The sequence below is a fragment of the Pseudomonas sp. LBUM1666 genome (genome assembly GCF_059695775.1).
The window spans coordinates 5,945,376-5,965,327 of sequence record NZ_CP166789.1 but is presented as its reverse complement, the minus strand read 5'-3'; the positions used below and the strand labels follow the sequence as shown (position 1 = coordinate 5,965,327).

Annotated in this window: 18 protein-coding genes; 15 read left to right on the top strand and 3 right to left on the bottom strand. The window is 58.2% G+C overall.

The genetic code is table 11. The features are described 5' to 3' along the window. Positions 1-211: 211 nt before the first annotated feature. The 9 genes from ACA056_RS27565 (at position 212) to ACA056_RS27525 (ending at position 9,177) form a co-directional block, all read left to right on the top strand. The gene (locus tag ACA056_RS27565; protein WP_497269185.1) at positions 212-1,549 is read left to right on the top strand and encodes an OprD family outer membrane porin; all 1,338 of its coding nucleotides are present in this window, start codon (positions 212-214) and stop codon (positions 1,547-1,549) included. Positions 1,550-1,901: 352 nt separating this feature from the next. Then, positions 1,902-3,275, top strand: coding sequence for an OprD family porin (locus tag ACA056_RS27560; RefSeq protein WP_497269183.1), 1,374 nt, complete (start codon positions 1,902-1,904; stop codon positions 3,273-3,275). A gap of 294 nt (positions 3,276-3,569) precedes the next feature. Next, positions 3,570-4,208 carry a peroxiredoxin gene (locus tag ACA056_RS27555; RefSeq protein WP_497269181.1) on the top strand — a complete coding sequence of 213 codons (639 nt, stop codon included), beginning with the start codon at positions 3,570-3,572 and terminating at the stop codon, positions 4,206-4,208. Positions 4,209-4,511: 303 nt separating this feature from the next. Next, positions 4,512-5,105: an NADPH-dependent FMN reductase gene (ssuE, locus tag ACA056_RS27550; RefSeq protein WP_149416286.1), complete on the top strand. Its 594-nt coding sequence runs from the start codon at positions 4,512-4,514 to the stop codon at positions 5,103-5,105. Positions 5,106-5,194: 89 nt separating this feature from the next. Then, a complete protein-coding gene (locus ACA056_RS27545) occupies positions 5,195-6,160 on the top strand; it encodes a sulfonate ABC transporter substrate-binding protein (protein WP_497269179.1) in 966 nt (321 codons plus the stop codon). A gap of 25 nt (positions 6,161-6,185) precedes the next feature. Continuing rightward, a complete protein-coding gene (gene ssuD / locus ACA056_RS27540; RefSeq protein ID WP_497269177.1) occupies positions 6,186-7,334 on the top strand; it encodes an FMNH2-dependent alkanesulfonate monooxygenase in 1,149 nt (382 codons plus the stop codon). A gap of 8 nt (positions 7,335-7,342) precedes the next feature. Then, positions 7,343-8,125 carry an aliphatic sulfonate ABC transporter permease SsuC gene (gene ssuC / locus ACA056_RS27535; protein ID WP_497269175.1) on the top strand — a complete coding sequence of 261 codons (783 nt, stop codon included), beginning with the start codon at positions 7,343-7,345 and terminating at the stop codon, positions 8,123-8,125. Beyond that, positions 8,122-8,928 carry an aliphatic sulfonates ABC transporter ATP-binding protein gene (gene ssuB / locus ACA056_RS27530; protein ID WP_497269173.1) on the top strand — a complete coding sequence of 269 codons (807 nt, stop codon included), beginning with the start codon at positions 8,122-8,124 and terminating at the stop codon, positions 8,926-8,928. Before ssuC ends, ssuB begins: the two co-directional genes overlap by 4 nt. A 33-nt stretch (positions 8,929-8,961) precedes the next feature. Continuing rightward, positions 8,962-9,177 (top strand): TOBE domain-containing protein, encoded by a 216-nt coding sequence (locus ACA056_RS27525; RefSeq protein ID WP_003229256.1) that lies wholly within the window; start codon positions 8,962-8,964, stop codon positions 9,175-9,177. Positions 9,178-9,239: 62 nt separating this feature from the next. Here ACA056_RS27525 and ACA056_RS27520 read toward each other — a convergent pair whose 3' ends face one another. The 3 genes from ACA056_RS27520 to ACA056_RS27510 form a co-directional block, all read right to left on the bottom strand. Continuing rightward, on the bottom strand, positions 9,240-10,004 hold the full coding sequence (locus tag ACA056_RS27520) for a hypothetical protein (RefSeq protein ID WP_497269171.1): 765 nt from the start codon (positions 10,002-10,004) through the stop codon (positions 9,240-9,242). Between the two features lie 15 nt (positions 10,005-10,019). After that, on the bottom strand, positions 10,020-10,652 hold the full coding sequence (locus tag ACA056_RS27515) for a TetR/AcrR family transcriptional regulator (protein ID WP_497269169.1): 633 nt from the start codon (positions 10,650-10,652) through the stop codon (positions 10,020-10,022). Between the two features lie 257 nt (positions 10,653-10,909). Next, a complete protein-coding gene (locus tag ACA056_RS27510) occupies positions 10,910-12,286 on the bottom strand; it encodes a glutamine synthetase family protein (protein WP_008150449.1) in 1,377 nt (458 codons plus the stop codon). Positions 12,287-12,564: 278 nt separating this feature from the next. On the opposite strand from ACA056_RS27510, the gene ACA056_RS27505 reads away from it, so the two are divergent. The 6 genes from ACA056_RS27505 (at position 12,565) to ACA056_RS27480 (ending at position 19,939) form a co-directional block, all read left to right on the top strand. Then, complete coding sequence (locus tag ACA056_RS27505; protein ID WP_497269167.1) at positions 12,565-13,341, top strand: gamma-glutamyl-gamma-aminobutyrate hydrolase family protein; 777 nt, start codon at positions 12,565-12,567, stop codon at positions 13,339-13,341. Between the two features lie 37 nt (positions 13,342-13,378). After that, positions 13,379-14,737 carry a glutamine synthetase family protein gene (locus ACA056_RS27500; protein ID WP_497269165.1) on the top strand — a complete coding sequence of 453 codons (1,359 nt, stop codon included), beginning with the start codon at positions 13,379-13,381 and terminating at the stop codon, positions 14,735-14,737. Between the two features lie 58 nt (positions 14,738-14,795). Then, positions 14,796-16,160: an aspartate aminotransferase family protein gene (locus ACA056_RS27495; protein WP_046045153.1), complete on the top strand. Its 1,365-nt coding sequence runs from the start codon at positions 14,796-14,798 to the stop codon at positions 16,158-16,160. Between the two features lie 182 nt (positions 16,161-16,342). Then, the gene (locus tag ACA056_RS27490; RefSeq protein ID WP_403107633.1) at positions 16,343-17,440 is read left to right on the top strand and encodes a polyamine ABC transporter substrate-binding protein; all 1,098 of its coding nucleotides are present in this window, start codon (positions 16,343-16,345) and stop codon (positions 17,438-17,440) included. Positions 17,441-17,628: 188 nt separating this feature from the next. Next, on the top strand, positions 17,629-18,726 hold the full coding sequence (locus ACA056_RS27485; protein WP_497269163.1) for a polyamine ABC transporter substrate-binding protein: 1,098 nt from the start codon (positions 17,629-17,631) through the stop codon (positions 18,724-18,726). A gap of 70 nt (positions 18,727-18,796) precedes the next feature. Further along, positions 18,797-19,939, top strand: coding sequence for an ABC transporter ATP-binding protein (locus tag ACA056_RS27480; RefSeq protein WP_111448387.1), 1,143 nt, complete (start codon positions 18,797-18,799; stop codon positions 19,937-19,939). Positions 19,940-19,952 lie beyond the last annotated feature (13 nt).

The following is a 19,952-nucleotide window of genomic DNA, read 5'->3' as shown; positions in this document are numbered from 1 at the left end:
TCCTAAATGGTATGAAAAAGAATTGGGTGATTCTTTTTGGGTTTATAGCCCGACAAGGACGGAATTTATTGGGGATTAGACCATGGTCGTAGACACACAAAGTTACGATTGACTTGTGGGTCACGGTCTGGCGCTAATCGCGGATCTTAGGATCCCGGGCATACGACCCAGGACCAGGAACACAAGAATTAGAAACGAGAGGAGCGAAACAATGAACAAGTCCACCTTGGCTCTGGGTGTGGCCGTGGCCGTCGGGGTTTTAGCGCAGCAGGCAGGCGCCGCGGGTTTCCTGGAAGACAGCAAAGCTTCCGTCAGTTCTCGCACCATGTATTACAACGACGATAACCGCGATGCCGGTGGCACGGATCAGAGAGAGACCGCTGAAGGCCTCAAGTTCGATTATCTGTCCGGTTTCACCCAAGGTACTGTCGGCTTCGGTATCGACGCCCAGGCCCTCGTGGGTATCCATCTGGACGGCGGCAAAGGTCACCACCCAGCCAACAACAACACATTCTTCCCAAGCGACACCGATGGTTCGGCCGTGGACGAGTGGAGCCGCGCGGCGGCTAACGTCAAGGCGCGCTTCTCGAAGACCGAAGCCCACCTGGGTGGCGCTCTGCAACCGAACATGCCGATCCTGGTAGCGAACGACAGCCGCCTGCTGCCACAGACCTTTGACGGTGGCACCATCACCTCGAAGGAAATCGACAACGTGACCCTCAACGCGGGTCAGTTGGAACACTCGGCGGGTCGCGCCTCTTCAAACTCCACCGGCCTGGCAGTGGCTGGCGGTACTCAGGACAGCAATCAGTTCCGCTATGCCGGTGCTGACTGGAAGGTCACCAAGGACCTTACCCTGCAGTACTACCACTCGAATCTGAAGGATTACTACAAGCAGGACTTCCTTGGCCTGATTCACGTTTTCACGATCGACGCCAAACAGTCCTTCAAGACAGACCTGCGTTATTTTGACAGCAGCTCCGATGGCAAGAACGGCGACCTCGGCTACCGCTTCAACAACAACGGTGGTTTCGCCAAGACCCCGGGCGAGGTCGATAACAAGACCTGGAGCGCCATGTTCACGTACACCTTGGGTGGCAACGCCTTCCTGCTCGGTCACCAACGCGTCAATGATGACGGCGGTTTCGTCTACCTGAACCAGGGTAACGTCGTCGATGGCAATGGCCGTCCGGAAGGGAACGGTGGTACCAGTTTCTACCTGTTCACCGATGCCATGATCAACGGTTTTGTCCGTGCAGGTGAAAACACCACCTTCGGTCAATACACCTACGATTTCGCCGCTGCGGGTGTGCCGGGTCTGAAAGCGTCCGTGGCTTACTTGAAGGGCGAAAACATCAAATCCGCAACCGGCGGCAGCGATGCATCCGAGTGGGAGCGCGACATGCGGGTGGACTACACCATTCAGCAGGGCGCACTCAAAGGCTTAGGCGCAACGGTACGTCATGGCGTCTACCGTGGCGACGCAGCCGGTCTTCCCGACAAGGACCAGACCCGTCTGATCTTCAACTACACCTACAGCTTCTTGTAATAGCCGTCAGATAAAGCCTCGCCTGCAAGCGAGGCTTTTTTTGTGTTTTTCAATATTCCAAATGGAGCTTACTTAGTAATTTTTTATTCTTTTTAGCTTTTAGGACAAACGCCTAAAGTGGGTGGCTTATGAGCCGATACCTTGTGTCCCGACTCGGAGTAATAGCGCGAAGCTATATTCCTGAATGGCATGAAAAATGATGAAATAATTCTTTTTGTGTTTATTATGCGGGCCAAAATCACAGGGGTCAGGCCATCGCCGTAGTCACACGGTCTGGCACTCACCGAGCATTTCAGGATCCAGGGCATTCGACCCAGGACCTCAAAAATTAGAAACGATAGGAGCGAAACAAATGAACAAGTCCACCTTGGCCCTGGCTGTGGCCGTAGGGGTTATGGCGCAGCAGGCAGGCGCCGCCGGTTTCATCGAAGACAGCAAAGCTACTTTGGGGCTGCGTAACTTCTACATCAATAACGATAACCGTGATTCCGGTGCTCATACCACCCAGAGCAAAGCTGAAGAATGGGGTCAAGGCTTCGACCTGCGCTTCATCTCCGGCTACACCCAAGGCACCGTCGGCTTCGGTATCGATGCTATCGGCCTGCTGGGTGTGCGTCTGGATTCGGGCGGCGGCACTAATGGTGCGAGCCCTGCAACCGCCACGAACTATGGTTCTTATGGCGGTACTGTATTTCCAAGCAAGTCCAACGGCGAAGCAGTTGATAACTTCTCCAGCCTGGGCCTGACTGCTAAAGCCAAGATTTCCCAGACCGAACTGAAATTGGGCACGCTGCAGCCAAAACTGCCGGTGATCGTGACCAACGACGGTCGTCTGCTGCCGCAAACCTTCCAGGGCGGTCAGATCACTTCGAACGAGATCAAGGACCTGACACTGGTCGGTGGTCAGATCGAGCACGTCAAGGGCCGTAACTCCAGCAACAACGAAGAGTTGTCGATCGCTGGTGCTAACGGTCGTACTGCAAATGGCCGTGACAGCAACAAGTTCATCTACGGTGGTGGTGACTACAAAATCACCAAAGACCTGACTGCCCAGTACTACTACGGCAACCTGGAAGACTTCTACAAGCAACACTTCCTGGGTCTGGTTCACAATTGGGCAATCGGTCCTGGTGTGCTGAAGTCTGACTTGCGTTACTTCAACAGCTCTGACGATGGTGCCAACGGTAACGACTCGAACTACTTCAGCTCGGGTAACTATCAGGGCTTCCGCGCTGGCAGGGGCAAAGTTGACAACAACCTTTACAGCGGCCTGTTCCTGTACTCCGTTGCCGGTCACACCTTCGGTGGTGGTTATCAGGTCAGCAACGGCAGCAGCGATTTCCCTTGGTTGAACCAGGGTGATGGCTCGTCGGCTTACATCATTACCGACTCGCAGATTGCCAAGTTCGCCCGTGCCGGCGAACGTACCTGGCAAGCTCGCTACTCGTATGACTTCGCCAAGGTTGGCTTGCCAGGCGCCACTGCCGGCATCGTTTACCTGCGCGGTGATAACATTGACACCATCAGCAGCTCCAGTACCGCAGTGGCCGGCTCCGGCCGTTCCGAATGGGAACGCGACCTGACCCTGGCGTACGTAGTCCAGAGCGGCCCACTGAAAAACCTGGGCCTCACGTGGAAAAACGCCATGTGGCGCAACGACGTCCCAGGCCAGCGCGACCAGGACGAAAACCGCCTGATCGTCAGCTACTCGATTCCGCTGTTGTAATAGCCCTCGCGTAACTGATGTAAAAAAGCCCCGCCCGGCATCACGCCGGGCGGGGCTTTTGCGTTTTCAAGTCAGGCTCACCCCCGTAAACCCTCCTCGAAATTTCCCTCTTTGTGCAGCAACTCAAGGCCTTCTCGAACCTTGTGGGCGATAGTCGTCCCGATCGTCGCTGAGGTCCAGTGAACACATTTTTAATATTCGTTTACGATCTAAACAAATCGATATTTATTCTTTTTAATGAATGAGAAATGCAGGCACAGTTGAGCTCAATAAGCACTCACCAGGAGCAGCACCATGAGCCTCAGACTGGGCGATATCGCCCCCGACTTTGAACAGGATTCCAGCGCTGGCATCCTCCGTTTCCACGAATGGCTGGGCGATAGCTGGGGCGTGCTGTTTTCCCACCCGGCGGACTTCACCCCGGTGTGCACCACCGAGTTGGGCTTCACTGCCAAGCTCAAGGACGAGTTTGCGCAGCGCGGTGTGAAAGCCATTGCCCTGTCCGTGGACCCGGTGGACTCGCACCACAAGTGGATCGAAGACATCAACGAAACCCAGAACACCCTCGTCAACTTCCCCATCCTTGCTGACGCCGACCGCAAGGTCTCGGACCTCTACGACCTGATCCACCCGAACGCCAACGACACCCTGACCGTGCGTTCGCTGTTCGTGATCGACCCGAACAAAAAGGTTCGGCTGACCATCACCTACCCGGCGAGCACCGGCCGTAACTTCCATGAAATCCTGCGAGTGATCGACTCGCTGCAACTCACCGACAATTACAAGGTGGCCACGCCGGCCAACTGGCAGGACGGTGATGAAGTGGTGATCGTCCCGTCGCTCAAGGACGAAGACGAAATCAAGAAACGCTTTCCCAAGGGCTATCGCGCGGTGAAGCCGTACCTGCGACTGACGCCACAGCCCAACAGGTAAGCCATCAGCATTTTCGGTGTGGCTGGGATCGCCTTCGCGAGCAGGTAAGGTGCGATCCAATGTGGGAGCGAGCCTGCTCGCGAAAGCGGACTGACAAGCGCCGCGGTATCCATAAAGCAGGGGATTTCAGGCCGTTTCGACGGCCTTTTTTTTCACCCGCAGGAGTGTTTTCTTATATCTCCAAAGTGCATAACCAAATGAATAAATATGATTTATGGATATAACAATCACCTGTTAAGGTCACTTCCATCAAAGCGAGATCGCAAACCGCGAATCGCCAACACCGTTCAAGGAATCGTCTGAATGCTGGTCGTCTCACTCGGTGGCAGTCCCAGCCAACGCTCCCGTTCCGGGGTGCTGCTGGAACGCTCCCAACGCTGGTTGCAGGAGCAAGGTGTGGAAGTGGTGAGTTACCAGGTGCGGGACTTCCCGGCCGAAGACTTGCTGCATGCACGCTTCGACAGCCCCAAGGTGATCGACCTGCTGCAGCAAATTGAAAACGCCGATGGCCTGCTGATCGCGACGCCGGTGTACAAGGCGTCGTTCTCCGGCGCATTGAAAACCGTGCTGGATCTGCTGCCCGAACGCGCCCTGGCCCACAAGGTGGTTTTGCCAATGGCCACCGGTGGCAGCATCGCTCACATGCTGGCGGTGGATTACGCGCTCAAGCCAGTGTTGTCGGCGTTGAAAGCCCAGGAAATGCTTCACGGGATTTTTGCCGTAGACAGCCAGATCGCTTACGGCGAAGGCAGCGTCCAGGCGCAGTTGGCACCGGAGCTGGAACAACGACTGAATGAATCGCTGGAGCTGTTTTTCAGCGCCATGGCCCGACGGCCCAAGCCGATCGATCCGAACCTGTTGAATGAACGTTTGTTGAGTGCTCGCTGGAGCATTTAAGCCTTACCCCAATTTGAAGTACTCACCTTACTCAGCCGCCAACGGCCAAGCAGGTGCAGCCAAAACCCAACAGCAAATAGGAGAGCGCTATGCGCACTGTCATTTTGCGTCGTGGTCTGGTCGCTCTGTTTGCTGCGGCTGTAACCTTCGGCGCCATTACTCAAGCACAAGCCGAGACGCTAAGAATCGGTTATCAAAAGTACGGCACCCTGGTGCTGCTCAAAGCCAAAGGCACACTCGAAAAACGCCTCGCCGCCCAAGGCGTGGACGTGCAATGGACTGAATTCCCAGGTGGCCCGCAACTGCTCGAAGGCCTGAATGTCGGCTCCATCGACTTCGGCGTTACGGGTGAAACTCCACCGGTATTCGCTCAAGCAGCCGGCGCCGATCTGCTCTATGTCGCCTACGAACCGCCAGCACCTCACAGCGAAGCGATCCTGGTGCCGAAGGACTCGCCGATCAAATCGGTGCAAGACCTCAAGGGCAAGAAAGTCGTCCTGAACAAAGGCTCCAACGTTCATTACCTGCTGGTCCGCGCACTGGAAGATGCCGGCCTCAAATACACCGACATCCAGACCGTATTCCTGCCGCCGGCCGATGCCCGCGCTGCGTTCGAGCGTGGCAGCGTCGATGCCTGGGTGATCTGGGACCCGTACCAGGCCGCTGCCGAACAACAGTTGCAAGCACGCACCCTGCGTGATGGCCAAGGCATCGTCGACAACCATCAGTTCTACCTCGCGACCAAGCCTTATGCGCAGAAAAACCCTGAGGTGATCAAGACCCTGGTGGAAGAAGTGCGCGCGGTCGGCGAATGGTCCAAGGCCAATCCCGAAGACGTGACCAAACAAGTCTCGCCACTGCTCGGCCTGCCGGCGGACATCACCCTGACTTCGGTGAAACGCCAGGGCTACGGTGCACTGTTCCTCACGCCTGAAGTGGTCGCCGCGCAACAGAAAATCGCCGACAGCTTCTACCAGCTCAAGCTGATTCCAAAGCCGCTGAGCATCAAAGACGTGATCTGGGCGCCACCGGCGGCCGTTGCCAAAGCTCAGTAATTCGAATCCCTAAGGAGACCACTCCATGAGCCTCAATATCTTCTGGTTCCTGCCTACCCACGGCGACGGCCATTACCTTGGCACCGCTGAAGGCGCTCGCGCCGTCGACCACGGTTATCTGCAACAAGTCGCGCAAGCAGCGGATCGTCTGGGCTTCGGTGGGGTACTGATTCCCACCGGGCGCTCTTGCGAAGATTCGTGGCTGGTGGCCGCGTCGCTGATCCCGGTGACCCAGCGTTTGAAATTCCTCGTCGCCCTGCGCCCCGGGATCATTTCCCCGACGGTGGCAGCGCGTCAGGCCGCGACGCTGGATCGTCTGTCCGGCGGCCGTGCGTTGTTCAACCTGGTAACCGGCGGTGATCCGGAAGAATTGGCTGGCGACGGTTTGTTCCTGACTCACGAAGAGCGCTATCAAGCCTCGGTGGAATTCACCCGCATCTGGCGCCGCGTGCTGGAAGGCGAAACCGTCGATTACGACGGTCAGCACATCAGCGTGAAGGGCGCGAAGTTGCTCTACCCGCCGATTCAGCAACCGCGTCCGCCACTGTACTTCGGCGGTTCTTCGGAAGCGGCGCAAGACCTCGCGGCAGAGCAGGTCGAGATGGTTCTGACCTGGGGCGAACCTCCGGCAGCCGTTGCCGAGAAGATCGAACAAGTACGCGCTAAAGCCGCGAAGCTCGGGCGCACTGTGCGCTTCGGGATTCGTTTGCATGTGATCGTTCGTGAAACCAATGCCGAAGCCTGGCAAGCGGCGGATCGGCTCATCTCTCATCTGGACGACGACACCATCGCTCGCGCTCAAGCTTCTCTGGCGCGCTTCGACTCGGTCGGTCAGCAACGCATGGCCGCGCTGCATGGCGGCAGCCGTGACAATCTGGAGGTCAGCCCCAACCTGTGGGCCGGTGTCGGCCTGGTACGTGGTGGGGCCGGCACAGCGTTGGTGGGCGACGGTCCGACCGTGGCCGCCCGCGTGAAGGAATACGCGGACCTGGGCATCGACACGTTCATCTTCTCCGGTTACCCACACCTGGAAGAGTCGTACCGCGTCGCCGAATTGCTGTTCCCGCACCTCGATATCGAGCGCCCGGAATTGCCGAAAAGCACCGGTTACGTCAGCCCGTTTGGTGAGATGGTCGCCAACGACATCCTTCCCAAAGCCGCGTCGCAGAGTTGAGGCGCGCCATGAAGAAAATTATCCATAACCTCGCGCCTTGGGCGTTGCCGGTGCTGCTGCTGGCGGTGTGGCAGTTGTCGGTGTCGGCGGGCTGGTTGTCGACACGGATTCTGCCGGCGCCAATCGCCGTCATCGAAGCCGGCGTCAGCCTGGTGCGCAGCGGTGAAATCTGGACGCACCTGGCGATCAGCGGCTGGCGTGCAGCGCTGGGCTTCGCCATCGGCGGCAGCATCGGCCTGACCCTGGGCTTCATCACCGGCCTGTCGAAATGGGGCGAGCGCCTGCTCGACAGTTCGGTGCAGATGATCCGCAACGTGCCGCACCTGGCGCTGATTCCACTGGTGATCCTGTGGTTCGGCATCGATGAGTCGGCGAAGATTTTCCTGGTGGCGTTGGGCACGTTGTTCCCGATCTACCTCAACACCTATCACGGCATCCGCAACGTCGATCCGGCGCTGGTGGAAATGTCCCGCAGTTATGGCTTGTCCGGTTTCAGCCTGTTCCGTCAGGTGATTCTGCCGGGGGCGTTGCCTTCGATTCTGGTCGGCGTGCGGTTTGCTCTGGGCTTCATGTGGCTGACGTTGATCGTCGCGGAAACCATTTCCGCCAGCTCCGGCATCGGCTACCTGGCAATGAATGCCAGGGAGTTCTTGCAGACCGACGTGGTGGTGCTGGCGATTCTTTTGTACGCCGTGCTCGGCAAACTCGCCGACCTCGCGGCCCGTGGACTTGAGCGCGTTTGGCTGCGCTGGCACCCGGCCTATCAAGTGACCAAGGGAGGTGCGGCATGACGGCTCAACAACCTCCACGCCTGCTGCGCGGGATTCCGCTGGTGGTGCGCAAACTGCAAAAAACCTTCGGCGCGCGGCAAGTGCTGCGTGAGATCGATCTGCACATCCCGGCCGGTCAGTTTGTCGCCGTGGTCGGTCGTAGCGGTTGCGGCAAAAGTACCTTGCTGCGCTTGCTCGCCGGTCTCGACAAACCCACGGGCGGTGAATTGCTGGCCGGTTCCGCACCGCTGAGTGAGGCGCGGGAAGACACCCGATTGATGTTCCAGGAAGCGCGTTTACTGCCCTGGAAAAAGGTCATCGACAACGTCGGTCTCGGGCTCAAGGGCAACTGGCGACCACAAGCACTGGAAGCGTTGGAGTCGGTGGGCCTGGCGGATCGAGCCGATGAATGGCCGGCGGCCTTGTCCGGCGGCCAGAAGCAACGCGTGGCCCTGGCCCGCGCGCTGATCCATCAACCGCGGTTGCTGTTGCTGGACGAACCGCTGGGCGCGCTGGACGCACTGACCCGAATTGAAATGCAGCAGCTGATCGAACGGCTCTGGCAGAAGCACGGTTTCACCGTGTTGCTGGTCACCCACGATGTCAGTGAAGCGGTGGCGATTGCCGATCGGGTGATCCTGATCGAAGAGGGCGAAGTCGGCCTCGACCTGCACGTTGAGCTGCCGCGCCCTCGGGTTCGCGGCTCTCATCGGCTGGCGGCGCTGGAGACCGAAGTCCTCCATCGCGTGCTGGCGTTGCCCGGCGAACCGCCGGCACCGGAACCTGTTTCACCATTGCCCACGCAATTGCGCTGGGCTCAATAACTCAAGCCTTATCCAACGACAGGAATCAACATCATGACGATCAAAGCCATCAACGTTCGCAACCAGTTCAAAGGCTCCATCAAGGAAATCGTACTCGGCGACGTGCTGTCCGAAATCGACGTACAGACCGCTTCCGGCATCGTCACCTCGGTGATCACCACTCGCTCGGTGAAAGAGCTGGAACTAGTGGTCGGCAGCGAAGTGATCGCGTTTGTGAAATCCACCGAGGTGTCGATCGCCAAGTTGTAAGCGCGTGCATTGCGCAGAACTCCGAAGGGTGTGAACCCTCGGGGTTTTTTATGCGCGGGTGTTCAGGGCTCCGGTGCGCAGCGCCAACCGGTTACGGGCGCGTAGGTGCCGAGTGAAGACAGCAGGCGTGGGTCGCTGAATAGTTCGCTGGTGTTTGGATCGATGTCTGCCGGCAACAGTGGCTGACCGGTCAGCATGGGTAGTGTGGAATAGTCGATGTGCCACGGGGTTTGCCCGGCATGGTGGCGACCAAAAGAGAGTTCGCAGGCAAGCTGTTGCGGTGCGGTTGCCCCATCGATGTGTTCACGCAAATGGCCGCCAGGTGTCAGCGCAACGGCACGGCTGGCGGCGAACAGAAAGTAGTCACCGGCCAGCACCAGACAGGCAAATCGCGCCGGATCATCGACCGCCTGCAACCACTGACCGCGACAGGTGCCGCGAGAGTCCGGCAGCCGCTCCCAGATCTCGTAGTAGCTGTCGTCCAGGGCGGTTTCGATCAGGCGTTCGCTGGTTTCGAAATGCATGCGCCCGATGTCTTCTTCGGTGCTGACGGGCTGGTAGTCGAGGTTGCGATGCCACTGGCAAATGTCACCGTTGACTTCGGTTACGCCGGCGAAGCCTTTTTGCTCGCTCAGGGCCAGCAGGTCAGCGTGATTCTGTTGCTCCAGCGGCAGCGCCGGAAGCGTTGCCGGCGGGATGCGCAGGTCGGCAAACAAACGCGGGGTTTGCAGCCAGTACACGGCTGTTTCGCTGTCGACGCGCCCCGACTGGAATTTGATCAGGCGTCGTTGCCACACGCCAAGGTAGTTGTCTGGAACGTTCGCCATGAACACCTCGTTGCGTTATGCGTCGCGCTTGGACAGGTAGGGCGGCAAATACAGGCCCAGATAGGCATCGAATACCCGCATGCCTTCTTCGGCCATGCGTGGGGTGATCTGCCCGTGTAGTTGCACCGAGCGCGCATAGACGCGGTCGCCAAGTTCCATGGCCAACGCAAACACATCGACGTCGGTCGGAAGCTTCGGCAATTCGAAGTGATGATCGAAGAGTTTGTGCATCAGGTCGCCGAGTTCGATGTCGTGCTGACGGTCGGCCTGGGTAACTTCGGTCAAACCGTGCTGGGCAAGAATGAGCTGGCGGGCGGCGGCGTCGTCGCTGTAGATCGCGAGCATGCGTTGTTCCACCAGTCGCGACAGATCACGCCAGCCGTTGAGGGCGTCATGGTCGATGGGGGCTTGCAGGCAGGCACGGAACGCCGCGTGGACGTCGGCCGTCAGGGCTTCGAGCAGCGCCGGGACGCTGGCAAAGAAGTGGTAGACGGAGGAGGGCGGGATCTCCGCGCGTTCGGCGACGCTATAGATCGACAGGCTGGCCACGCCCTCGGCAGCCAGCAGCGTGCGGGCGGCATCGAGTATCGAGTCGATCCGGGCCTGGCTGCGAGCGCGGGGTTTGCGTGGGGTGGCGAGTCGGGTCATCGAAGTCTCCTGCGGGGCAGCGGGCATTGTACGAGTCGAGTTGTGTGTTGTCTTCTCGGCCGCCTTCGCGAGCAGGCTCGCTCCCACATTTGATCGATGTGAAACACAGATTTCGCGTACGCAGGAGATCCCCTGTGGGAGCGACGGTGCGACGATTCGACCTGCTCGCGATGAATCCACCGCGGTCCTACTCAATGAACCCATAAAAAAACGCCGCAAGCTGTGAGGCCTGCGGCGTTGTTTTTTACTGCAGTCGCTTACACGGTATGCAGGTACCAGTTGTACTCGAGGTCGGAGATGGAGTGTTCGAACTCCTCCAGCTCGCTCTCTTTACACGCGACGAAGATATCGATGTATTTCGGATCGATGTACTTGGCCATGACTTCGCTGTCGTCCAGCTCACGCAAGGCATCGCGCAAGTTGTTCGGCAGGCTTTGCTCGTTCTGCTCGTAGGAGTTGCCTTCCACGGGTGCGCCCGGCTCGATCTTGTTGGTCAGGCCGTGGTGCACGCCTGCCAGGACCGAAGCCATCAGCAGGTACGGGTTGGCATCGGCACCGGCAACGCGGTGTTCCAGACGGACCGCGTCGGCGGAACCGGTCGGCACACGCACCGCAACAGTACGGTTGTCCAGACCCCAGCACGGTGCATTCGGCACGTAGAACTGTGCGCCGAAACGACGGTAGGAGTTGACGTTCGGGCAGAGGAAAGCCATCTGCGCCGGTAGGGTCTCGAGCACACCGCCGATCGCGTGACGCAGTGCGGCGTTCTGCTCGGGATCCTCACTGGCAAAAATGTTTTTGCCATCTTTATCAAGAATCGAGATATGGACATGCAGACCGTTGCCCGCCTGGCCCGGATAAGGCTTGGCCATGAACGTGGTGTCCATTTCATGGTCGTAGGCGATGTTTTTGATCAGACGCTTGAGCAGGACCGCGTAGTCGCAGGCCTTGATCGGGTCGGCCACGTGGTGCAGGTTCACTTCGAACTGTGCCGGGGCACTTTCCTTGACGATCGCGTCGGCAGGGATGCCTTGCTCTTTCGCACCTTCCAGAATGTCCTGGAGGCAGTCGACGTATTCGTCGAGGTCGTCGATCAGGTAAACCTGTGTCGAATGCGGGCGCTTGCCGGAGATCGGCGAGCGAGGCGGTTGTGGGCGACCGTTCACGTTCTCCTGGTCGATCAGGTAGAACTCCAGTTCGAACGCGGCGCAGATGGTCAGACCCATCTCGTCGAACTTGGCAACAACTTGACGCAGAACTTCACGGGGATCCGCGAAGAAAGGTTCACCTTCAAGTTCGTGCATGGTCATTAACAGTTGCGCGGTAGGGCGCTTCTGCCAAGGCTCGTTGCACAGGGTGTCAGGGATTGGATAGCAGATTCGGTCAGCATCGCCGATGTCCAGGCCCAGGCCGGTGCTTTCCACCGTCGAGCCATTGATATCCAGAGCAAATAGAGAGGCCGGCAGGTTGATGCCTTTCTCGTAAACCTTGTGGAGGCTGGTGCGTTCAATGCGCTTGCCGCGCACCACACCATTCATATCCGCAATCAGAAGGTCAACGTACAGAACCTCAGGATGTTCCTTAAGGAACGCGTTCGCTTCGTTAAGCTGAACGGCACGCGGGGGTACCGACATGATGCAACACCTTTGTTGTTAAAAATATCAATCATTGATCTCTTCGGGTTTCAGTCAACCCGAACGGCATGCCGAAGTCAAGCGAGGCCTTTTTTGCCCTAAAAAAGCACCCATTGGGCTTTTTTGAGGCACTTTGGGGCGTTTTTATGCCTTTGAGCGCTTTAGCGTCTGTGGGCTGGAGCGGGCCGTGTTGTATTTTTTACGGGGGTGTTGTGTAAAAAAATGAACAAGGCTAAGCTCGATTCAAACCCATAACACCAATAATACCGGGGTGCTTCATGTCTCGCCTGCCGTTAATCGGCGTCACCGCCTGCTCTAAGCAGATCGGTCTGCATGCTTATCACATCAGTGGCGACAAGTACGTCCGCGCCGTGGCCTCAGCAGCCAAGGGGCTGCCGGTGATTCTTCCGTCCCTGGCCGATTTGCTGGCACCGTCCGATATTCTGGACGGTCTGGATGGCATCCTCTTTACAGGCTCTCCTTCCAATATAGAACCGTTTCACTATAGCGGCCCAGCCAGCGCACCGGGCACTGCTCATGATTCTGCACGCGATGCGACCACTCTCCCGTTGATCCGCGCCGCCGTCGAGGCCGGTATTCCCGTGCTCGGTATTTGCCGCGGCTTCCAGGAAATGAATGTGGCGTTCGGCGGCAGCCTGCATCAAAAAGTCCACGAAGCCGGTCCATTCATGGATCACCGTGAAGACGATAGCCTACCGCTTGAAGGACAGTATGCGCCAAGTCACCCGGTGCATATTCAACCGGGTGGTGTGCTCGCAGGTCTGGGCCTGGCGAGCGAGATACACGTCAATTCGATTCATGGTCAGGGCGTTGAACGTCTGGCGCCGGGCCTTTGCGTCGAGGCCTTGGCGCCTGACGGGTTGATCGAGGCAGTCTCGGTCCCGCAGGGCAAGGGTTTTGCTTTGGGAGTGCAATGGCATCCCGAATGGCAGGTAAGCTCAAACCCGGATTACCTTGCGATCTTCCAGGCATTTGGCGATGCCTGCCGTAAGCGCGCATTACAACGCGACGCCGATGCGTCAAACAACGCCTGACTTATAAGAGTCAGGAAACCAAGCCTAAGAGGCATTTATGAGTAACAACCTCGACCAGCTCACCGATTGGTTGAAAGACCACAAGATCACAGAAGTCGAATGCATGATCGCCGACTTGACCGGGATCACCCGGGGCAAAATTTCGCCGACCAACAAGTTCATTGCCGAAAAAGGCATGCGCCTGCCCGAGAGCGTTCTGTTGCAGACCGTGACCGGCGACTATGTCGAAGACGACATCTATTACGAACTGCTCGACCCGGCCGACATCGACATGATCTGCCGCCCCGACCAGAACGCGGTATTCCTTGTGCCCTGGGCCATCGAGCCCACCGCTCAGGTGATCCACGACACCTACGACAAGCAAGGCAACCCGATCGAGCTGTCGCCGCGCAACGTGCTCAAAAAGGTGCTGAAACTCTATTCCGACAAGGGCTGGCAGCCGATCGTGGCGCCAGAAATGGAGTTCTACCTGACCAAGCGCTGCGAAGACCCGGACTTCCCGCTGCAACCGCCGGTTGGCCGTTCCGGTCGCCCGGAAACCGGTCGCCAGTCCTTTTCGATTGAAGCGGCAAACGAATTCGATCCGCTGTTCGAAGACGTCTACGACTGGTGCGAGTTGCAGGAACTGGACCTCGACACGCTGATCCACGAGGACGGCACGGCGCAGATGGAAATCAACTTCCGTCATGGCGATGCCCTGTCCCTGGCCGACCAAATCCTGGTGTTCAAGCGCACCATGCGCGAAGCCGCGCTCAAGCACAACGTGGCAGCCACCTTCATGGCCAAGCCCATGACTGGCGAGCCGGGCAGCGCGATGCACTTGCACCAGAGCATCATCGACATCGAGACCGGCAAGAACGTCTTCTCCAATGAAGACGGGAGCATGAGCCAGTTGTTTCTGAACCACATCGGTGGTTTGCAGAAACTGATCCCCGAGCTGTTGCCGCTGTTCGCGCCGAACGTGAACTCGTTCCGCCGCTTCCTGCCGGACACCTCGGCACCGGTGAACGTGGAGTGGGGCGAAGAGAACCGCACCGTGGGCCTGCGGGTTCCGGATGCCGGGCCGCAAAACCGTCGGGTGGAAAACCGCCTGCCGGGCGCCGACGCCAACCCGTACCTGGCGATTGCCGCGAGCCTGCTCTGCGGTTACATCGGCATGGTCGAAGGCATCAACCCTAGTGCGCCGGTGGTGGGCCGTGGCTATGAACGCCGCAACCTGCGCCTGCCACTGACCATCGAAGACGCGCTGGAACGCATGGAACACAGCGCGACTATCGAGAAATACCTGGGCAAAAAATTCATCACTGGCTACGTCGCGGTCAAGCGGGCCGAGCATGAAAACTTCAAGCGCGTGATCAGTTCGTGGGAGCGGGAATTCCTGCTCTTCGCCGTCTGATGCGCCGGGCGCCGCTGCACTTGGCGGCGCCCTTCACTGAAATCTTAGGAGAATTCGCATGACCAGCAACAACCCGCAAACCCGTGAATGGCAAACCCTGAGCAATGATCACCACCTGGCCCCGTTCAGCGATTTCAAGCAGCTGAAAGAGAAAGGCCCGCGGATCATCACCAACGCCAAGGGCGTTTACCTCTGGGACAGCGAAGGCAACAAGATCCTCGACGGTATGGCCGGCCTGTGGTGTGTAGCCATCGGCTACGGTCGCGATGAACTGGCCGATGCCGCCAGCAAACAAATGCGCGAACTGCCTTACTACAACCTGTTCTTCCAGACGGCTCACCCGCCGGTGCTGGAACTGGCCAAGGCCATCTCCGACATCGCGCCGCAAGGCATGAACCACGTGTTCTTCACCGGTTCCGGTTCCGAAGGCAACGACACCATGCTGCGTATGGTTCGTCACTACTGGGCGATCAAGGGGCAACCGAAAAAGAAAGTCATCATCAGCCGCAAGAACGGCTATCACGGTTCCACCGTGGCCGGCGCGAGCCTGGGTGGCATGACCTACATGCACGAACAAGGCGACTTGCCGATCCCGGGCATCGTCCACATCGCGCAGCCGTACTGGTTCGCTGAAGGCGGCGAGATGACACCGGAAGAGTTCGGTATCTGGGCGGCCAATCAGCTGGAAGAGAAGATTCTGGAGGTCGGCGTGGACAACGTCGGTGCCTTTATTGCCGAGCCGATCCAGGGTGCCGGCGGCGTGATCATTCCGCCAGACACCTACTGGCCGCGCATCAAGGAAATCCTCGCCAAGTACGACATCCTGTTCGTGGCTGACGAAGTGATCTGCGGTTTCGGCCGCACCGGTGAGTGGTTCGGTTCCGATTTCTACGACCTCAGACCCGACATGATGACCATCGCCAAAGGCCTGACGTCCGGCTACATCCCTATGGGTGGCCTGATCGTGCGTGACGAAGTGGTTGCGGTGCTCAATGAAGGTGGCGATTTCAACCACGGTTTCACCTATTCCGGGCACCCGGTGGCCGCTGCGGTGGCACTGGAGAACATCCGCATCTTGCGCGAAGAAAAAATTATCGAGCGCGTTCATGCAGAAACGGCACCCTATTTGCAAAAGCGTCTACGGGAACTGAACGATCATCCGTTGGTGGGGGAAGTGCGTGGGGTGGGTCTGCTGGGGGCGATCGAACTGGTGCAGGACAAGGCCACTCGCAAGCGTTACGAAGGCAAGGGCGCGGGCATGATTTGCCGCACGTTCTGCTTCGAAAACGGCCTGATCATGCGCGCCGTCGGCGACACCATGATCATCGCTCCGCCACTGGTGATTACACCGGCTGAAATCGATGAGTTGGTGACCAAGGCACGCAAGTGTCTGGACCTGACCCTGAGTGCATTGCAGGGCTAAGTGCTAGGCTCTGAGCGGGGTGTGAAGTTCGCATTTCGCTCAGCGCAAACAAAGGATGGGTCTTTCCTTGAAAGCCTGCCTTGGATCTTGCCAGACTACCGGTTGTTTCAGATGCCCAGGAAAGGCCGCTGAACACGTGGTTAAAAAGAATAATTGGAGCATTACCCATGAAGGCATTAGGTATGAAGATAGCTGGCAAGACCCTCCTCGCCATGTCCCTGATGGGCGTGATGGCGGGTGCAGTTCAGGCGGACGACAAGGTTCTTCACGTGTACAACTGGTCCGACTACATCGCACCGGATACCGTCAAGAAGTTCGAAGCCGAGTCGGGGATCAAGGTTGTTTACGACGTTTTCGACAGTAACGAAACCCTGGAAGCCAAGTTGCTGGCAGGCAAGTCCGGCTACGACATTGTCGTGCCGTCGAACAACTTCCTGGCCAAGCAAATCAAGGCCGGCGTTTACCAGAAGCTGGACAAATCCAAGCTGCCTAACTGGAAAAACCTGAACCCTGACCTGCTCAAAGCGGTATCGGTCAGCGACCCGGGCAACGAGCACGCTTTCCCGTACATGTGGGGTTCGATCGGTATTGGCTTCAACGCCGAGAAGGTCAAGGCTGCACTGGGTGCCGATGCGCCAACCAACTCCTGGGACCTGCTGTTCAAACCTGAAAACGCCGCCAAGTTGAAGTCGTGCGGTATCAGTTTCCTCGACTCGCCTACCGAGATGATTCCGGTGGCGTTGCACTACCTAGGCTATCCAACCGACAGCCAGGACAAAAAACAACTGGCCGAAGCCGAAGCACTGTTCCTGAAGATTCGTCCTTCGGTGGGCTACTTCCACTCGTCCAAGTACATCTCTGACCTGGCCAACGGCAACATCTGCGTCGCCGTTGGTTACTCGGGTGACATCTACCAGGCCAAGTCCCGCGCGGCTGAAGCCGGTGACAAGGTGAAAGTCAGCTACAACATTCCGAAAGAAGGTGCGGGCAGCTTCTACGATATGGTCGCCATCCCTAAAGATGCCGAAAACGTCGAAGGCGCCTACAAGTTCATGACCTTCCTGCAGAAGCCGGAAATCATGGCTGAAATCACCAACGCCGTACGCTTCCCGAACGGTAACGCGGCCGCCACCGCATTGGTCGAAAAAGAAATCACCGACGATCCAGGCATCTACCCGCCGGCAGACGTGCTGGCCAAGCTGTACGCGATTGCCGACTTGCCGGCCGCGACCCAGCGGATCATGACTCGCAGTTGGACCAAGATCAAATCCGGTAAGTAAGCCGGTTTGAGGCAATAACCTGTTGTCGTCGCCTGCGCGGTGACGGCAGCAGGTGTAATTAAATGACAGAAAGTTTTGCTGGAACGGTTTTTCGAGGGTAAGTTGCGCGCCGGTTTTGTTGCCAGGCAGCCTTGGCTGTCATGTAACGCGGGGCAACTTGGGCCCAACTAATTTTAGAGGACCTCCACGTGCCTATTTTTTCTTTGTTGCGCAATGCACTGCTGGTCGGCGCCGGACTGACGCTTGCCGTTAGTGTCCAGGCGGCTGGCACTGTGCATATTTATAACTGGTCGGACTACATCGGTTCGACGACGCTGGCCGACTTCCAGAAAGAGACCGGCATCAAACCGGTTTATGACGTTTTCGATTCTAACGAAACCCTGGAAGGCAAGTTGCTGGCCGGGCGTACCGGTTATGACGTGGTCGTGCCGTCCAACCACTTCCTTGGCAAGCAGATCAAGGCGGGCGCTTTCCAGAAGCTCGACAAGTCCAAGCTCACCCACTATGCCAACCTCGACCCGGTGCTGCTCAAGCGCCTGGAGCAAAACGATCCGGGTAACCTGTACGCCGTGCCGTATCTGTGGGGCACCAACGGCATCGGTTACAACGTCGACAAGGTCAAGGCTGTACTGGGCCTCGACAAGATCGATTCCTGGGATGTGGTGTTCGAGCCGGAAAACATCAAGAAACTGCACAGCTGCGGCGTGGCGTTTCTCGACTCCGCCGATGAAATGATGCCCACGGTCCTCAACTACATGGGCCTGAACGCCAACAGCACCAACCCCGAAGACTACAAAAAGGCCGAAGCCAAGTTGCTGGCGGTGCGGCCTTACGTGACCTATTTCCACTCGTCCAAATACATCGCGGACCTGGCCAACGGCGATATCTGCGTGGCGATCGGCTTTTCCGGCGACATGTTCCAGGCCAAGGCCCGCGCGGCTGAAGCCGGCAAAGGCATGAACATCGCCTACTCGATTCCGAAAGAGGGCGGCGCGCTCTGGTTCGACATGCTGGCGATCCCCAAGGATGCGGCCAACGTCAAGGAAGCCCATGCCTTCATCAACTATTTGCTGAAACCTGAGGTGATCGCCCAGGTCAGTGATTACGTGGGTTACGCCAACCCTAACCCAGGGTCGGACACGCTGATGGAACAGTCCATTCGCACCGACGAATCGGTTTATCCACCGCAAGCCGTCCTCGACAAGACTTACGTGTCTATCGAGTTACCACCAAACATTCAACGTTTGATGACCCGCAGCTGGACCAAGGTCAAGTCGGGTAAATAGCTACAAGGCTCAAACTATCCAAGGTTCGCTCGCCTCGGGCGAACTGCAAATTTTGTTGGGAGTTTCGTAAATGGCAGTTGCCTCCGGCGCCTATAAGAAAGCCCTCGAGGGCGACCAATCACCTAAACAGGTGTTGGTCAAAATCGACCGGGTCACGAAGAAGTTCGACGAGACGATTGCCGTGGACGACGTGTCCCTGGAAATCAAGAAAGGCGAGATTTTCGCCCTGCTCGGCGGTTCGGGATCGGGCAAATCCACGTTGCTGCGCATGCTCGCAGGCTTCGAACGGCCCACGGAGGGGCGCATTTTCCTCGATGGCGTAGACATCACCGACATGCCGCCGTACGAGCGGCCGATCAACATGATGTTCCAGTCCTACGCCTTGTTCCCGCACATGACCGTGGCGCAGAACATCGCCTTCGGCCTCAAGCAGGACAAAATCCCCGCCGCTGAAGTCGATGCCCGTGTCGCGGACATGCTCAAGCTGGTTCAGATGACGCAGTACGCCAAGCGCAAGCCGCATCAGTTGTCCGGTGGCCAGCGTCAGCGTGTGGCCCTGGCGCGTTCCCTGGCCAAGCGCCCGAAGCTGTTGCTGCTCGACGAACCGATGGGTGCTCTGGACAAGAAGCTGCGTTCGCAAATGCAGCTTGAGCTTGTCGAGATCATCGAGCGGGTCGGCGTAACCTGCGTCATGGTGACCCACGACCAGGAAGAAGCCATGACCATGGCCGAGCGCATCGCGATCATGCACCTGGGCTGGATCGCCCAGATCGGCAGCCCGATCGACATCTACGAAACCCCGACCAGCCGTCTGGTCTGCGAGTTCATCGGCAACGTCAATATCTTCGACGGTGAAGTGATCGACGACGCTGAAGGTCACGCGATCATCACCTGCAAGGATCTGGACCGCCAGATTTACGTGGGCCACGGCATCAGCACGTCGGTGCAGGACAAATCCGTGACCTACGCGATCCGTCCGGAAAAACTGCTGGTGACGCCGACCATGCCGACCTGCGAATACAACTGGTCCAGCGGCAAGGTGCATGACATCGCTTACCTCGGTGGCCACTCGGTGTTCTACGTCGAACTGCCGAGCGGCAAGATCGTCCAGTCTTTCGTCGCCAACGCCGAACGCCGCGGTCAGCGCCCAACCTGGGGTGACCAGGTCTACGTGTATTGGGAAGACGACAGCGGCGTGGTACTTCGCTCATGAACATGCGCAAATT

Bases quoted from the DNA above. Each gene is read 5' to 3' on its own strand.
- ACA056_RS27500 (WP_497269165.1), top strand. From the start codon at position 13,379: ATGAGTAACAACCTCGACCAGCTCACCGATTGGTTGAAAGACCACAAG.
- ACA056_RS27525 (WP_003229256.1), top strand. From the start codon at position 8,962: ATGACGATCAAAGCCATCAACGTTCGCAACCAGTTCAAAGGCTCCATC.
- ACA056_RS27515 (WP_497269169.1), bottom strand. From the start codon at position 10,652: ATGACCCGACTCGCCACCCCACGCAAACCCCGCGCTCGCAGCCAGGCC.
- ACA056_RS27520 (WP_497269171.1), bottom strand. From the start codon at position 10,004: ATGGCGAACGTTCCAGACAACTACCTTGGCGTGTGGCAACGACGCCTG.
- ACA056_RS27480 (WP_111448387.1), top strand. From the start codon at position 18,797: ATGGCAGTTGCCTCCGGCGCCTATAAGAAAGCCCTCGAGGGCGACCAA.
- ssuC (WP_497269175.1), top strand. From the start codon at position 7,343: ATGAAGAAAATTATCCATAACCTCGCGCCTTGGGCGTTGCCGGTGCTG.
- ssuE (WP_149416286.1), top strand. From the start codon at position 4,512: ATGCTGGTCGTCTCACTCGGTGGCAGTCCCAGCCAACGCTCCCGTTCC.
- ACA056_RS27495 (WP_046045153.1), top strand. From the start codon at position 14,796: ATGACCAGCAACAACCCGCAAACCCGTGAATGGCAAACCCTGAGCAAT.
- ACA056_RS27560 (WP_497269183.1), top strand. From the start codon at position 1,902: ATGAACAAGTCCACCTTGGCCCTGGCTGTGGCCGTAGGGGTTATGGCG.
- ACA056_RS27565 (WP_497269185.1), top strand. From the start codon at position 212: ATGAACAAGTCCACCTTGGCTCTGGGTGTGGCCGTGGCCGTCGGGGTT.
- ACA056_RS27490 (WP_403107633.1), top strand. From the start codon at position 16,343: ATGAAGATAGCTGGCAAGACCCTCCTCGCCATGTCCCTGATGGGCGTG.
- ssuB (WP_497269173.1), top strand. From the start codon at position 8,122: ATGACGGCTCAACAACCTCCACGCCTGCTGCGCGGGATTCCGCTGGTG.
- ACA056_RS27505 (WP_497269167.1), top strand. From the start codon at position 12,565: ATGTCTCGCCTGCCGTTAATCGGCGTCACCGCCTGCTCTAAGCAGATC.
- ACA056_RS27545 (WP_497269179.1), top strand. From the start codon at position 5,195: ATGCGCACTGTCATTTTGCGTCGTGGTCTGGTCGCTCTGTTTGCTGCG.
- ssuD (WP_497269177.1), top strand. From the start codon at position 6,186: ATGAGCCTCAATATCTTCTGGTTCCTGCCTACCCACGGCGACGGCCAT.
- ACA056_RS27555 (WP_497269181.1), top strand. From the start codon at position 3,570: ATGAGCCTCAGACTGGGCGATATCGCCCCCGACTTTGAACAGGATTCC.
- ACA056_RS27510 (WP_008150449.1), bottom strand. From the start codon at position 12,286: ATGTCGGTACCCCCGCGTGCCGTTCAGCTTAACGAAGCGAACGCGTTC.